Source organism: Vicinamibacteria bacterium (genome assembly GCA_035570235.1).
Taxonomy (GTDB): domain Bacteria; phylum Acidobacteriota; class Vicinamibacteria; order Fen-336; family Fen-336; genus DATMML01.
Genome location: DATMML010000103.1, coordinates 22,460 through 36,494, shown reverse-complemented (window position 1 = coordinate 36,494; position 14,035 = coordinate 22,460). Strand labels below are relative to the sequence as shown.

11 protein-coding genes are annotated in these 14,035 nt (G+C 68.5%); 5 read left to right on the top strand and 6 right to left on the bottom strand.

The genetic code is table 11. The annotated features are described in order from the left end of the window. Positions 1-13: 13 nt before the first annotated feature. On the bottom strand, positions 14-1,024 hold the full coding sequence (locus tag VN461_19100) for a tetratricopeptide repeat protein (GenBank protein HXB56878.1): 1,011 nt from the start codon (positions 1,022-1,024) through the stop codon (positions 14-16). Between the two features lie 179 nt (positions 1,025-1,203). Between VN461_19100 and VN461_19095 the strand changes: the two genes are divergently transcribed. Both VN461_19095 and VN461_19090 read left to right on the top strand, forming a co-directional pair. Continuing rightward, positions 1,204-3,375, top strand: a complete 2,172-nt coding sequence (locus VN461_19095) for a bifunctional (p)ppGpp synthetase/guanosine-3',5'-bis(diphosphate) 3'-pyrophosphohydrolase (GenBank protein ID HXB56877.1) — start codon at positions 1,204-1,206, stop codon at positions 3,373-3,375. A 44-nt stretch (positions 3,376-3,419) separates the two neighbouring features. Further along, positions 3,420-3,824 (top strand): RidA family protein, encoded by a 405-nt coding sequence (locus VN461_19090; GenBank protein HXB56876.1) that lies wholly within the window; start codon positions 3,420-3,422, stop codon positions 3,822-3,824. Between the two features lie 77 nt (positions 3,825-3,901). Here the strand turns inward: VN461_19090 and rpmB are convergent, their stop codons facing one another. Next, positions 3,902-4,117 (bottom strand): 50S ribosomal protein L28, encoded by a 216-nt coding sequence (rpmB, locus tag VN461_19085; GenBank protein ID HXB56875.1) that lies wholly within the window; start codon positions 4,115-4,117, stop codon positions 3,902-3,904. 188 nt (positions 4,118-4,305) lie between these two features. Between rpmB and VN461_19080 the strand changes: the two genes are divergently transcribed. The 3 genes from VN461_19080 to VN461_19070 all read left to right on the top strand — a co-directional run bounded on the left by VN461_19080 (position 4,306) and on the right by VN461_19070 (position 8,628). Further along, positions 4,306-5,889, top strand: coding sequence for a GTPase domain-containing protein (locus VN461_19080; GenBank protein HXB56874.1), 1,584 nt, complete (start codon positions 4,306-4,308; stop codon positions 5,887-5,889). Positions 5,890-5,998: 109 nt separating this feature from the next. Beyond that, positions 5,999-7,294: an outer membrane protein transport protein gene (locus VN461_19075; protein HXB56873.1), complete on the top strand. Its 1,296-nt coding sequence runs from the start codon at positions 5,999-6,001 to the stop codon at positions 7,292-7,294. 14 nt (positions 7,295-7,308) lie between these two features. Then, the gene (locus VN461_19070; protein HXB56872.1) at positions 7,309-8,628 is read left to right on the top strand and encodes a GDSL-type esterase/lipase family protein; all 1,320 of its coding nucleotides are present in this window, start codon (positions 7,309-7,311) and stop codon (positions 8,626-8,628) included. 27 nt (positions 8,629-8,655) lie between these two features. Here VN461_19070 and VN461_19065 read toward each other — a convergent pair whose 3' ends face one another. From VN461_19065 to VN461_19050, 4 genes are read right to left on the bottom strand one after another with little or no spacing between them, the layout of a single operon-like run. Then, positions 8,656-9,426 carry an HAD-IIA family hydrolase gene (locus tag VN461_19065; protein ID HXB56871.1) on the bottom strand — a complete coding sequence of 257 codons (771 nt, stop codon included), beginning with the start codon at positions 9,424-9,426 and terminating at the stop codon, positions 8,656-8,658. Then, positions 9,423-10,829 carry an MBL fold metallo-hydrolase gene (locus tag VN461_19060; GenBank protein ID HXB56870.1) on the bottom strand — a complete coding sequence of 469 codons (1,407 nt, stop codon included), beginning with the start codon at positions 10,827-10,829 and terminating at the stop codon, positions 9,423-9,425. Before VN461_19060 ends, VN461_19065 begins: the two co-directional genes overlap by 4 nt. Before the next feature lie 14 nt (positions 10,830-10,843). Further along, the gene (gene acnA, locus VN461_19055; GenBank protein HXB56869.1) at positions 10,844-13,546 is read right to left on the bottom strand and encodes an aconitate hydratase AcnA; all 2,703 of its coding nucleotides are present in this window, start codon (positions 13,544-13,546) and stop codon (positions 10,844-10,846) included. Then, positions 13,543-14,034: a hypothetical protein gene (locus tag VN461_19050; GenBank protein HXB56868.1), complete on the bottom strand. Its 492-nt coding sequence runs from the start codon at positions 14,032-14,034 to the stop codon at positions 13,543-13,545. Before VN461_19050 ends, acnA begins: the two co-directional genes overlap by 4 nt. Between the last annotated feature and the right edge of the window lies 1 nt (position 14,035).

The window sequence follows — 14,035 nt, the reverse complement described above, 5'->3', positions numbered from 1 at the left end:
AGGGACCGCCCGACTAGTGGGGGGCCGGCGCCTCGGGAGACCCGGGGGTCGGGGTCACCGCTCCCGGTCCACCCTGCGCCTGCTGCTCCTTGCGCATCTCCATCGCCTGCTTCTGGAGCGTCTGGGCCTGCTCCAGGAACTGCTGCCGCTGCTTGGGGTTCTTGGCCACCTGGGCTTTCACCCGGTAGAGGAGGCCCTTCGAGATGATGGCCTCCCAGTACTCGGGCCGGATCTTCAGGGCCTTCTCGATCTCCTCCAGCCCCTTGTCCGAGTAGGTGTCCTTCTGGGCGTCGGTCAGGAGAGGATCCCGGTAGGCCTTGTCCCAGTAGAAGGTCGCCACCTTGTAATAGCCGGAGGCATCGTTGGGATCTAGGCTCGCGCAGCGCTCGAGCACTTGAATGGCCTGGTCGAACTTCGACTTTCCGTCCCAGAGGGGCTTGTTGTAGAAGGCGGCCAGGGCTCCGCAGGCCTTGACGTCCTTGGGGTTCAGCTCCACGACCTTGTTGTAGGTCTCCTCCGCCTCCTGGATCTTGCCGAACTTCTCGTAGAGGTTGGCGATGGCGTAGAGGTTCCGGGTGTCGTTGGGGTTGTCCTTGAGGAGCTGCTGGGCGTAGCTCAAGGCCTTCTCGAAGTCCTGGTAGGGCGGCTCCGAGTAGATGCCGGTGAGGGCGCCTAGAGTGTTGAGGCGCAGCCTCTTCAGGTTCACGCTGTCGGCCTTGTTCCCGTCCAGGGCCAGCTTGTAGTGCTCGATCGACTTGTCCAAGAGCTCCTTGTTCTCGGCCCCCTCCTTGCCGGGGCGGTAGAGGGCCTGCGCCGAGCTGGCCAAGTAGAAGTGGGCCTCGGCCATGCTGGGATCCTGGGTCACCGCCCGCTCGTAGACCTCCATCGCCTTCCGGAAGTTCTCTTCCTTGTAGAGCCGGTTGCCGTCCTTGAACGCGGCCTTGGCCTTGACCCGACTGCAACCCACGCCCGCCAGGAGGGGCACGAGCGCGACGATCGCCAAGGCCTGATAGCGGGTTCTCATCAGCCGGCTCCCCGGAAAGGATTGAGAGTAAAGAAACTCGGACATCCGTTCGAAGGCGCGGATTATAGACTCACTGGGAGAAGCAAGTCAAGGAATCGGACGCGGTGTCAACGCTCGGTTGACCGACCTGCGAGCGGCCCCTAAACTGAAGAGGGAGCGGCAGAAACGCCCCGTCCCTCATGATCAGGTTCGAGGACATCTACGAGACCGTCAAGCGCCATCACCCGGGCGCCGACCTGGAGATTTTGCGCAAGGCCTACGTTTTCTCCGCGGTCGAGCACAAGGGACAGACCCGCGCCTCGGGCGAACCCTACCTTGTGCACCCCCTGGAAGTGGCCGCCATTCTGGCCGAGCTGCGCATGGACCCCGCCTGCGTGGCGGTGGGCCTGCTCCACGACGTGCTCGAAGACACCCTGACCGACCCCGAGCGGATCAAGGAGTACTTTGGGGCCGACGTCCTCCACATCGTGGAGGGGGTCACCAAGATCGGCAAGATCCCCCTTTCTACCTCCGAGGAGCGCCAAGCCGAGAACTACCGCAAGATGCTCCTGGCCATGGTGGACGACATTCGCGTCATCTTGGTCAAGCTCGCCGACCGCCTCCACAACATGCGGACCCTCCAGTACCTGCCAGAGGACCGCCGGGTTCGCATCGCGCGCGAGACCATGGACATCTACGCTCCCCTGGCCGGACGCCTGGGGATGAGCAAGATCAAGAACGAGCTGGAGGATCTCTCTTTCCAGTACCTGGAACCCGAGGCCTACAAGGACCTCTCGGTCCGGGTGGAGGAGCGCCGCAAGCAGGCTACCGCGTTCATCGAGAAGGTGAAGGCCACAGTGGCGGAGAAGCTGAAGGTGGCCGCCATCGAGGCCAGCTTGGAGGGGCGCATCAAGCGCCTTTACTCCATCCACCACAAGCTGCGCCGGCAGCGGATCGACCTCGACCAGGTCTACGACTTCGTGGCCCTGCGCATCCTGGTTCGCTCCATCCCGGATTGCTACGCCGCCCTGGGGGTGCTCCACAACATGTGGCGGCCGGTGCCCGGCCGGATCAAGGACTTCATCGCCATGCCGCGCCCGAACGGCTACCAGTCCCTGCACACTTCCGTGATCGGGGAGGAGGGCCACCCCTTCGAGATCCAGATCCGGACCCAGGAGATGCACGGGGTGGCGGAGGAAGGGATCGCCGCCCACTGGAAGTACAAAGAAGGCCGCACCGGCTTCGACAAGGAGGACCACGCCTTCTCCTGGCTGCGCCAGCTCCTGGAGTGGCAGCAGGAGGTCAAGGACCCCCACGAGTTTCTGAACTCGTTGAAGCTGGATCTGTATCCGGAGGAGGTGTACTGCTTCACCCCCAAGGGAGAGGTGAAGACCCTGCCCCGCGGCGCCTCCCCCGTGGACTTCGCCTACGCCATCCACACCGAGGTCGGCAACCAGTGCGTGGGGGCGCGGGTCAGCGGCAAGATGGTCCCCCTCCGCTACAAGCTCAAGAACGGAGACATCGTCGAGATCCTGACCGGGAGCGGCCACCATCCCAGCCGCGACTGGCTGGCCCTGACCGTGACCAACAAGGCGCGGGCCAAGATCCGTCACTACCTCAACGTGGCGGAGAAGCAGCAGGCCGTGGACATCGGCAAGAAGCACTGCGAGCGGGAGCTGAAGCGCTACGACATCACTCTCAAGAAGCTCCTGGCCGATCCCGCCAAGGTCGAGGCCCTAGCCCAGGACCTCGGGGTGGGGACCAAGCTCGACGACCTCTTCGCCGCCGTCGGCTACGGCAAGCTCTCCATGCGCCAGGTCCTTGCCCGGCTGGTTCCCGCGGAAAAGCTGGAGGCTCCGCCCGCCCCCGACAAGCCGCGCCCGCTCGCGGAGGCGGTGAAGCGCCTGCTCCGGGTGGGGGAGGAGCGGATCAAGGTCCGGGGGACCGACGATCTCCTCGTCTACCGGGCCAAGTGCTGCAACCCCATCATGGGCGAGCCCATCGTGGGCTACATCACGCGGGGCAAGGGGGTTTCCGTGCACAGCCAGAGCTGCCCCAACGTGGTGAACCTGCTCTACGACCCCGAGCGCCGGATGGCGGTGGAGTGGGAGCACGGCAGCGAAGGGGCCTACGATGTCCGCATCGCGGTGGACGTGGAGGACCGGCCCGGCCTCCTGGCCGCCATCACCGCCGTGCTCGCGGGCATGAGCACGGACATCCGCGACGCGCAGGTGCGCACGTTCGACGATCGCACCGCCTCCATCGAGCTCACCCTTCGCATCAACGACTTGAAGCACCTGGACAAGGTCGTGAAATCGGTGCGGGGGGTGGCGGGGGTGATCGACGTGGAGCGGCAGGCCGTTCCCCGCTGAAGGCCACCCTCCCCCTTGCTATCCGGTGCTACTTGCCGATAGGCTTGGGCGCCCCGCAGGAGGACCCACTGCCCAGAAAACAAGTCACGACCAGCCACGCTCCGAAGCCGATCGGGCCCTACTCCCAGGGTGTCATCTCCGGGGGGCTGCTCTTCGCCTCCGGACAGATCCCCCTCGATCCCAAGACGAGCGAGCCCGTCGCCGGAGACATCGAGTCCCAGACCGACCAGGTGATGAAGAACCTCCTGGCCGTCCTCAAGGAGGCCAAGATGGGGCCCCAGAACGTGGTCAAGACCACCGTCTTTCTGCTCGACCTGGCCGACTTCCCGCGCATGAACGAGGTCTACGGGCGCTACTTCGGCAAGCTGCCGCCCGCCCGCTCCACGGTACAGGTCGCGGCCCTCCCCCGGGGGGCCCGGATAGAGATCGACTTGGTCGCGTCCTACTAGCTACTAGGGTGAGGTGCGCGCGGGCGGGCGCAGGGCCACGCCATCTTTGGAAGGCGGCGTAGGGGGGGAGCTTCGGTTCAGGCCGCGGAGGGCTTGGGCTGGCGGGTGGGCTTGGTGATGAGCCCGGAGCGGAGGCAGCGCGTGCAGACCCTGAGCTTGTGGTGCACGCCCTTCAGGACCGCCCGCACCCGCTGGAGGTTCGGGTTGAAGCGGCGGTGGGTGACGTTGTGGGCGTGGCTGATCCGGTTCCCGAACTGGGGTCCCTTGCCGCAGATGTCGCATCGCTGGGCCATCACGTCCTCCTTGGGGGCCCCTTTCGGCCCGGACGGTAAACTGCGATTATAGCCAGGATGCCGCCGGGTGCAAAGCGCGGCGCCCGGGGTCGGCCCGTGAATTGTGGGCCCCTGGGCCCCATGCTATAGTCACAGGCCGTCATCCGTGCGCATCCCTAGGAGTCTCTAGCGGGTCTTCTGCCCACGATATGGTCCAGTTCAACTTCAGCGAACGGACCATCAAGGCCAAAGTGGTCTACTACGGCCCTGCCCAGTCGGGGAAGACCACCAACCTCGAGCAGATCCACCGCCTGACGGACCCCGAGAGCGCCAACCGTCTGATCTCGCTCAACACCGCCCAGGACCGGACCCTCTTCTTCGACCTCCTCCCCTTCAGCCTGGGGGCGGTGTCCGGCTACGACTTCAAGATCCAGCTCTACACCGTGCCCGGCCAGGTGCAGTACAACGCCACCCGGCGGGTGGTGCTGGCGGGGGCGGACGCGGTGGTGTTCGTGGCGGACAGCCAGAAGGCGCTGCACAAGGAGAACGTGTCCGCCTTCGAGAACATGAAGGTCAACCTGCTGGCCAACCGCCTGGTCCCGGAGAAGGTGCCCCTGGTCCTCCAGTACAACAAGCAGGACCTGTCCGATCTGCAGCCCCGCCCGGAGATGGATCGGGCCTTGAACTTCTGGGGCCGCAAGGCCTTCCCGGCGGTGGCGGCGCGGGGGGAGGGCGTCCTCGAGACCTTCGTGGCCGTGGTCCAGGAGATGCTGGCCGCTATCGCCGTGAAGTACAACTTGAAGGAGAAGGGTCTCGATCCTGCCAGCGTGCCGGAGGTGGTGGAGCAGGCCTTCTCCGCCCTGCTGAAGAAGGTCCCGCCCCCCTCTCCGGGGGAGACGGTGGCCGCTCCCCCCCGCGTGATCGTGACCCAGGGAGCAGACTCCGAGCGCGCCTACCCCGTCCAAGCCACGCCCGACGGAGGGCTGGTCTCGGAAGAGCTGCTCCACCGGGCCATCCGCTCGAACGTGGAGCTGGCGGAGGCCCTGTCCGGGTTCGTGGAGGAGATGAACCTCGGCCTGGCCACGATCCTGTCCCACGCCGACCTGGCGCTTTCCTACCGGGACGAGGGCAAGCGCGCGGCGGGCATCGGCACCATCCAGAAGGAGGCCTCGCGCCTGCGCCAGATCATGAGGGGGCTGGCATCCTCGGCTCGGGCGCGCCCGGAGGCGGCCCCCGCCCCCGCCCCGACCCCCACTCCTACCCCCCCCGCTCGGCCCTCCCCGGTGGCGGCGTCGTCGCGGGAGACTCCGGTCGGCCTGGTCGCGGTGTCGCGGGAGTCTCCGCCCGCGTCCGGCCTGGAAGGACTGTTGCGGGAGTCGATGGACGCGGCCCGGGCCATCCTGGGGGCTCGGGGCGTCACCGTCGACCTTCGCGTCGCCCCCGGCACCGCCTTGCCCCGCTGCCCGCCGCCCAGCCTGCGCCGCATGGCTACCTCTCTCCTCCACGGGATCGCCGCCGTCTCTCCGCCGGGGGCCTCGATCCACGTGCGTAGCGAACGAAAACCCGTTCTCCTGCGCAGCAAGGAGGGGGACGTCAAGCGGGACTTCCTCATGGTCGCCCTCGGCCACGGGGGGATCCTTTCCCCCGAAGACCAGCAGCGGCTGCTTCAAGGGACGGATCCCGGTCCCCTGGGTGAGGCCTACCGCCTGGTCCGGGAATTGGGGGGCTTCCTCCGCTTCGCGCCCCTGCCCGGGGGATCTCTCGAGACCCGCGTCTTCCTGCCCGCGGCATGACCCCTCTCGTCTCGTGCCGCTGTTCCAAAGTCGCCCCCAGCCGGACACCACGAAGCGGTGAGAGGGGGGCTCGGTTCGCCCTCTCCTTTCCCGCCGATCAGGAGGTTCCATGCGCTTGATCCGTTTGCTCCTCCGGGGTGCCGTCCTCGCGACCGCGGCCCTCGGCCTCGTTCCCGTCTCCGCCTCCGCCGCCGGCTTTGCCATCTTCGAGGAGGGGGCCCGGGGGATGGGCTTCGCGGGGGCCTACACCGCCCAGACCCAGGACGGGTCCGCCATCTTCTACAACGCGGCCGGCATCGCCTTCCTCAAGGGGACGCAGATCTACATCGGGGGAACCCTGATCCATCCCAGCTCCGACTTCACGGGCGACGCCCCCTTCCCGGGGCCGGCGGTGACGGAGACGGGGGCGGTAGGGGTGATCCCCGTCCCCGCCGTCTATTACACCCAGCACCTCTCGCCGGGCCTGGTCCTGGGGGTCGGGATAGACTCGCCGTTCGGGCTCCGGACCCAGTGGGCCAACCCCGACACCTACAGCGGGCGCTACATCTCGCTCGAAGCGGAGGTGAAGTCGATCTCCTTGAACCCCACCCTGGCCTACAAGCTGGCCGACCGCCTCTCCATCGGGGCCGGCCTCGACGTGCGCTTCTCGAGCGTGAGCCTGAGGCGCCGCGTTCCCAGCGTGAGCCCCTTCACCCAAAAGGTGGTCGACATCGCGGAGGTCACGCTGCAGAGCAACACCAACACCGGGTTCGGCTTCAACCTGGGCCTGCTCGCCAAGCCCAGCGAGAACCTCGCCCTCGGCGTGGGCTACCGCCACCGGGTCAAGATCGATTACGACGGCGCCGCCACCTTCAAGCAGATCCCCACCGGCAACACCCAGTTCGACACCCTGGTCACGCCCAGCCTCCCCGCGACACCCCCCGCCCTCACGAGTTCCATCGAGTTCCCGTCCATCGTCACCACCGGCGCGGCCTACACCTGGAAGGATTGGACCTTCGCCGTGGACGCGGACTGGTACCAGTGGTCCACCTTCAGCCGTCTCACCTTCGTCTTCGCCGACCAGCCCAACCTCAGCCAATCCCTCCCCGAGAACTACGCGGACTCCTGGCAGTTCCGCTTCGGGCTGGAGCGTCGCCTAAACGACAGCTGGGCCGTGCGCGCGGGCTACGCGCGCGACAACACCCCCGTGCCCGCGAGCTCCGTCACCCCTCTCCTCCCCGATTCCACCCGCGACATCTTCGCCCTCGGCGTTTCCTGGACGTCGGGCCGGCTCCGGCTCGACGCCGGGGGCTGGTACGTTCGCTTCCAGGACCGGTCGACCCAGGGGCTCGACCGGGACGGCTACAACGGGACCTACCACAGCTCGGCCATCAACGGCGGCCTGTCGCTGGGCTATCGCTTCTAGCAAGGGGAATCACGATGAAGAACCACGGCCGCCTCACCCTCGCCGCCCTCGGGGGCCTCGCCCTCGCCGCCGTCTTTAGCCACGCTCAGACGGGCACCGTCACCACCCCTCCGAGCTTCCTCAGCTACGTGGCCCTGGGCGACAGCCTCACCGCCGGCGTCGTCTCTGCGAGCCTCGTGAAGACCCACCAGGTGAAGTCCTTCCCCGCCCTCATCGCGGGCCAGGCGGGCGTCTCGGACTTCCAGGAGCCGCTCGTTTCCGAGCCCGGCCTCCCCCCGGAGCTCACCCTGTTCAGCCTGCTCCCCGCGACCGTGATCGGCCCCAAGGCCTCGACCCCCGGCACGCCCGCGAACCTGACCCTGCCCCGCCCCTACAACAACCTGGGGGTGCCCGGGGCCACCTCCGTGGACTGCCTCTCGACCACGAGCGGGGGCGCCCACGACCTCGTGCTGCGGGGCCTGGGCACTGCCGTCCAGCAGGCGCTGGCCTTGAAGCCCACGTTCATCACCCTCTGGATCGGTGGCAACGACGTGCTGGGGGCGGCCATCGCCGGCGAGGCCGTCGATGGCGTGACCTTGACCCCCACCGCCACCTTCCGGGCCGTCTACGGCCAGATCGTGACCGCCCTCAAGACCGCGGGCGCTCCCATCGTGGCCGCCAACCTGCCCGACGTGACCACGATTCCCTTCGTCACCACCGTTCCCCCCGTGGTGGTGAACCCGACCACCCGCCAGCCCGTGCTCGTCAACGGTCAGCCGGTGCCCCTCATCGGGCCGAGCGGGCCGCTCAGCAGCGGCTCCTTCGTGACCCTGAACGCCACCCAGTTTTTGGCCCAAGGAATCGGGATACCCACCGGCCTGGGCGGGACGGGCGCCCCGCTTCCCGACGAGGTCATCCTCGATCCCAACAAGCTGGCCATCATCCGCGACCACGTGACCGCGGACAACCAGGCCATCGCCGACATCTGCGGTCTGGCCAACATCCCCGTCCTGGACGTCAACAGCCTGCTCCGGGAATTCGCGACCACGGGCCGGGACGTGGGCGGCATCACCTACAGCAGCGCCTTCCTGACCGGCGGGATCTTCAGCTACGACGGGGTCCATCCCACCGAGATGGGCTACGCCCTCCTGACCAACGAGTGGATCCGCGTCATCAACGCCAACGGCGGGAGCCTGCCCCCTCTCGACCTCGGCCCCTTCGCCTTCCGGTCGGGGCGTCGCCTGGCCGCCACGAGCTTCGGGAGAGGCGCGCCCGCGGCGGGGTCGCCCTTCGAGTTCACGCGGGAGGCCTACGACGAGCTCCGCGCGTTCTTCCCGAGGGTGGACGGCCGATAGTCGGGGGGGGCCGCCCGGCCCGGCGGCTCAGGTCCCCTGGCTCTCCAGGAGGGCGGTGAGGGCGAAGGCGTCCGGCACGATGTGGTCCGGGCGGTAGGCGTAGCGGGTCAGGTCTTCCCTTCGGGAGACCCCGGAGAGCACGAGCACCGTCACCAGCCCGGTCTGGAGGCCGGCGATGATGTCGGTCTCCATGTTGTCGCCCACCATCCAGGCTTCCTCGGAGTGGGCCTGCAGGTGGCGCAGGGCGGCCCGCATCATGAAAGCGCTGGGCTTGCCCACGTAGAAGGGGCGCTTGCCCGTGATGCGCTCGATGGGGGCCGCGAAGGCCCCGCAGCTGGGCCGCCCCCCGGGACCCGCTACGTCGGGGTTGGTGGCCACGAAGCGGGCGCCCTGGAGCACGAGCTGGGCCGCACGCTGGATCATGTCGAAGTTGTAGGCCCGGGTCTCCCCCAGGACCACGAAGTCGGCGTCGGTCTCGGTGAGGGTGAAGCCGGCCTGATAGAGGGCGTGGACGAGGGCGCCCTCTCCCACCACGTAGGCCCGGCGCCGGTCCCCCGCCTGATGGTCGAGGAACTCCGCGGTGGCCATGGCTGAGGTGTAGAAGTGCTCGAGGGGGATCTTGAGGCCGGCGGCCTGCATCCGGTTAGCGAGGTCAGCCGGGGTCTGAGAGGAGTAGTTGGTCAGGAACAGGAAGGGGTGGGAGGACCGGAGGAGCCAGTCCACGAGCTCGGGGGCCCCCGGCAGCGCCCGATCGTCTCGCAGCATCACTCCGTCGATGTCGAGGATGAGCGCCTTCAAGCGCCGCTCCCCCCTCCGGGGGCGAGCTCGACGGTCTCGTTCAAGTCGGGCACGTGGGCGGGGAAGCCGCGCTCCTTGACGATCTTCGCCGCCAGGGCCTCCGCCGCGTCCGCCTCGCCGTGGGTCACGTAGACGCACTTGGGCGGGCGGGAGACCGCGGACAGCCAGCGCAACAACTCCCCGCCGTCGGCGTGGCCGGACATCCCCTTCAGGCTCGTCACCTCCGCCAGCACCCGCACCTCGTCCTTGTGGATGTGCACGACCCGCGCCCCGTCCAAGAGGGCGCGCCCCAGGGTGCCCTCGGCCTGGTAGCCGGTGATGAGAAGAGTGTTCTCGGCCCGGGGCAGGCGCACCCGGCAGTGGTGCAGGATGCGGCCCCCCGAGAGCATCCCGCTCGAGGAGATGATCACGGCCGGGCCCCGGAGGGTGTTCAGGGCCTCCGACTCCGCCTGCGTGCGGTGCAGGTGCACCCACTTCCCGTAGAGCAGGCTCCGGCCCCCGATGTCGTTCAGGCTCACCCGCTGGGCGTCGGGAAACTCGCTGTAGATCCGGGTCGCATCCACGGCCATGGGGCTGTCGAGGTGGATAGGGAAGGGTGGCAGCCGTCCCTGGGTCACCAGCTCGTCCATGAGGAAGATCATCTGCTGGGCCCGCCCAACCGCGAAGGCGGGGACGAGCAGCACGCCCCCGCGCGCGAACGTCCGCTGCAGCACCCCCTCCAGCTGGTCCAGGATGGGCACTGCGGCGTGGGTCCGGTTCCCGTAGGTGCTCTCCACCACGATGTAGTCGGCCTCCGGGCAGAGCGCGGGGTCCCGGGTCATGACGGCGTCGAAGCGGCCCACGTCCCCGCTGAAGAGAACCTTGGTCTCCCCCCCCTCGCCGCGGACGACGAGCTCCACGGAGGCCGCGCCCAGGAGGTGGCCGGCCTCGCGGTAGGAGAAAGCGAAGGCGGGCGTGAGCTCGCGCCGCTGGCCCAGAGGGAGGGTGCTAAAGAGCTTCAAGCTCTCCGCGACGTCCGCCTCCGTGAAGAGGGGCAGGGCAGGCTGGTGCTTGGTCAGCCCCTTGCGATTGAGATACTCCGCGTCCTCTTGCTGCAGGCGCGCCGCGTCCAGGAGAAGTATCTCCGCGAGCTCCCGGGTGGGGGGCGTGCAGTGGATGGTCCCCCGGAAGCCCTGCTTCACCAGGCGCGGAACGCGGCCGATGTGGTCCATGTGGGTGTGGGTGAGGACGAGGTGGGGCACGGAGGCGGGTGCGTAGCTGGGCTCGGCCCAGTTCCGCTCGCGCAGGGCCTTGTCGCCCTGGAACATCCCGCAGTCGATCATGACGCGGGCGGTCCCCGTCTCCAGGAGGTACTGCGACCCGGTTACGGTCTTGGCCGCGCCCAGGAAGCTAAGCCGTGCCATGGATCGAGGGCTCCCTAGCGGAGCATCTTCCGCAAGACGGTCTGGAGGATCCCGCCGTTGCGGTAGTAGTTGATCTCGACCGGGGTGTCCAAGCGGGCCGTGACCGGGAAGGAGCCGCGGGTGCCGTCGGCCCGCTCCACCTCCACCCTCATCTCCTGCCGCGGCTTCAGGCCGCCGCTGATGCCGGCGATGGTGAGCGCCTCCCGGCCGGTGAGGCCCACCGACTCCGCGCTCTGGCCGGCCTGGAACTGGAGGGGCAGCACCCCCATCCCCACCAGGTTGCTGCGATGGATGCGCTCGTAGCTCTCCGCGATCGCCGCCCGCACGCCCAGGAGGAGCGTCCCCTTCGCCGCCCAGTCCCGCGAGGACCCGCTGCCGTACTCCTTGCCCGCCACCACCACGAGCGGGGTCCCCTCCGTCCGGTACCGCTCCGCGGCATCGTAGATGTCCATGCGCTCCCCGCTGGGGACATGGACGGTCACCCCCCCCTCCACCCCCGGGACCATGAGGTTCTTGAGGCGGATGTTGGCGAAGGTGCCCCGCACCATCACCCGGTCGTTGCCCCGTCGCGAGCCGTAGGAGTTGAAGTCCTTCTTCTGGACTCCTTTGGACTTCAAATATCGCCCGGCCGGGCTTGCCTCCGCGATGTCCCCCGCGGGGGAGATGTGGTCGGTGGTGACGGAGTCGCCCAGGAGCGCGAGCACGCGCGCGGCGCGGATGTCGGTCGTGGGGGCCGGCTCCGGGGTCAGGCCCGAGAAGAAGGGGGGATCCTGGATGTAGGTGGAGTCCTCCTTGAAGGCGAAGAGGTCGCCCCCCGCCACGGGGATGGCGTTCCAGCTGGGATTCCCGTCGAAGACGTTGCCGTAGGCGGACCGAAACATGTCGCCGCTGATGCCGGCCATGAGCTCCGCCACCTCGCCCGGGGCGGGCCAGATGTCGGCCAGCATGACCGGCCGGCCGCTCCCGTCCTTGCCGAGGGGCTCGCGGGTGAGGTCGAGGTCGGTGGTGCCGGCGAGGGCGTAGGCCACGACCAGGGGGGGCGAGGCCAGGTAGTTGGCCTTCACGTCGGGGTTGATCCGCCCCTCGAAGTTGCGGTTGCCGGAGAGCACGGCCGCCGCCACCAGCTTGCCCTCGTTCACGGCCCGGGAGACGGGAGGGGGCAAGGGGCCGCTGTTCCCGATGCAGGTGGTGCAGCCGTAGCCCACGAGGTGGAAGCCCAGGGCCTCCAGGTCCTTCATGAGCCCGGCCTTGCGCAGGTATTCGGTCACGACCTTGGAGCCGGGGGCCAGGCTGGTCTTGACGTAGCCCGGGACTTTGAGCCCGCGCGCCGCCGCCTTGCGGGCCAGGAGCCCCGCCCCCAGCATGACCGAGGGGTTGGAGGTGTTGGTGCAGCTGGTGATGGCGGCGATGACGACCGCCCCGTGCTTGAGCTCCGCCCTCTTCCCCCCGACATCCAGGGAGGCGCTGCGCGAGAGGTCCTCCGCCCCCATCCCGAAGCCGCGCTCCTTCACGGGGGCGGTGAGCGCCTTGCGGAAGGCCTCCTTCATCTGATGGAGGGCCACGCGGTCCTGGGGGCGCTTGGGCCCGGCCAGGCTGGCCTCCACTCTCCCGAGGTCCAGCTCCAGGGTCTCCGTGAAGACAGGGTCGGGCGTCTGCGCGGTGCGGAAGAGGCCCTGCTCCTTGAAGTAGCGCTCCACCAGCTGCACCTCCGCGGGGGAGCGGCCGGTGCGCCGCAGGTAGTCCAGGGTCTCTTGGTCCACGGGGAAGAAGCCGCAGGTGGCCCCGTACTCGGGGGCCATGTTGGCGATGGTGGCACGGTCGGCCAGGGTCATCTGGCCCAGGCCGGGCCCGTAGAACTCCACGAACTTCTCGACCACGCCCTTCTTGCGCAGGATCTGGGTCACGGTCAGGACGAGGTCGGTGGCGGTGACGCCCTCGCGCAGCCCACCCACGAGCTTGAAGCCCACCACCTCAGGGGTGACCATGTAGAGGGGCTGACCCAGCATCACCGCCTCCGCCTCGATCCCCCCCACCCCCCAGCCCAGCACCCCCAGCCCGTTGATCATGGTGGTGTGGGAATCCGTGCCCACGAGGGTGTCCGGAAAGGCCACCGTGCCCCCGTCCTCTTTCTTCGTGAGCACGACTTTGGCCAGGTACTCCAGGTTCACCTGGTGGACGATCCCAGTGGCGGGGGGCACCACCCGGAAGTTGGCGAAGGCCATCTGGCCCCAGCGCAGGAACTCGTAGCGTTCGCGGTTGCGCGCGAACTCGATCTCTGCGTTCTTGGCCAAGGCCTCGGGGGACCCGAACACGTCGACCTGCACGGAGTGGTCCACCACCAGGTCCACGGGGACGAGGGGGTTGATCTTCTTGGGATCGCCCCCCAGCCGTTTCACCGCCCCCCGCATGGAGGCCAAGTCCACCACCGCGGGCACCCCCGTGAAATCCTGCAGGATCACGCGGGCGGGCATGTAGGGCAGCTCCACGTCCCGGGGGGCGGGCGCGTTCCAGCCGGCCAGGTTGCGCACGTCCTCCGCGGTCACCAGTTCCCCATCCACGTTCCGGAGCACGGCCTCCAGAAGCACCCGGATCGAGAAGGGCAAATGGGGAAGACCGGGGGCCAGGCCCGCCTTCTCGAGGGTGTCCAGCCGATAGAGGGTGGCCGGCCCCTGTCCGGTCTCGAAGGTCGCGCGCGCGCCGAAAACGTCCGTCTTCATGGATCTCCTTCGCCCGGCCCTTCCGCCTTCCGCGCCGTCTGATGCAGGGACAGGACCTGGATGAGGACCCGCATCTCCCAGATATACTCCGTCGAGCCCGGACTGAGTTCTCGCCAGTACGCAGGGGCGCCGCCCGTCGCCACCACCCTCTCCCAGCAAAGGAGCGGGACCCGCTCGCCGGGATGCCCGTTCCAAACGAGCTTCTCCGTGGACCGATTCTGTCTCTCTTCCTCGGTGAGGGGGGCCCGGAAGGCCACCCGGTAGCGCATGAGCTGGTAGAGCGCCTGGCGTCCGGGGTTCACGTAGAAGCGGTAGGCGCCGGCCGCGTGCGTGTTCTCGAACTTTCCCTCCACCACTTCCCATTCGGAGACGTTGTCGACACCCGCGGGAGCGGGGGAGGTGAACTCGGCGAGCTGGTCTCCCCGCGTCGCCGGCTCTTCCGCGGCCGCGCCCGCCAGGAGGGAGAGCAGAAAGAGGGCTCCACGCATG

Coding starts and splice junctions, on each gene's coding strand:
- VN461_19070 (HXB56872.1), top strand. CDS start 7,309: ATGAAGAACCACGGCCGCCTCACCCTCGCCGCCCTCGGGGGCCTCGCC.
- VN461_19080 (HXB56874.1), top strand. CDS start 4,306: ATGGTCCAGTTCAACTTCAGCGAACGGACCATCAAGGCCAAAGTGGTC.
- VN461_19075 (HXB56873.1), top strand. CDS start 5,999: ATGCGCTTGATCCGTTTGCTCCTCCGGGGTGCCGTCCTCGCGACCGCG.
- VN461_19100 (HXB56878.1), bottom strand. CDS start 1,024: ATGAGAACCCGCTATCAGGCCTTGGCGATCGTCGCGCTCGTGCCCCTC.
- VN461_19050 (HXB56868.1), bottom strand. CDS start 14,034: ATGCGTGGAGCCCTCTTTCTGCTCTCCCTCCTGGCGGGCGCGGCCGCG.
- rpmB (HXB56875.1), bottom strand. CDS start 4,117: ATGGCCCAGCGATGCGACATCTGCGGCAAGGGACCCCAGTTCGGGAAC.
- acnA (HXB56869.1), bottom strand. CDS start 13,546: ATGAAGACGGACGTTTTCGGCGCGCGCGCGACCTTCGAGACCGGACAG.
- VN461_19060 (HXB56870.1), bottom strand. CDS start 10,829: ATGGCACGGCTTAGCTTCCTGGGCGCGGCCAAGACCGTAACCGGGTCG.
- VN461_19095 (HXB56877.1), top strand. CDS start 1,204: ATGATCAGGTTCGAGGACATCTACGAGACCGTCAAGCGCCATCACCCG.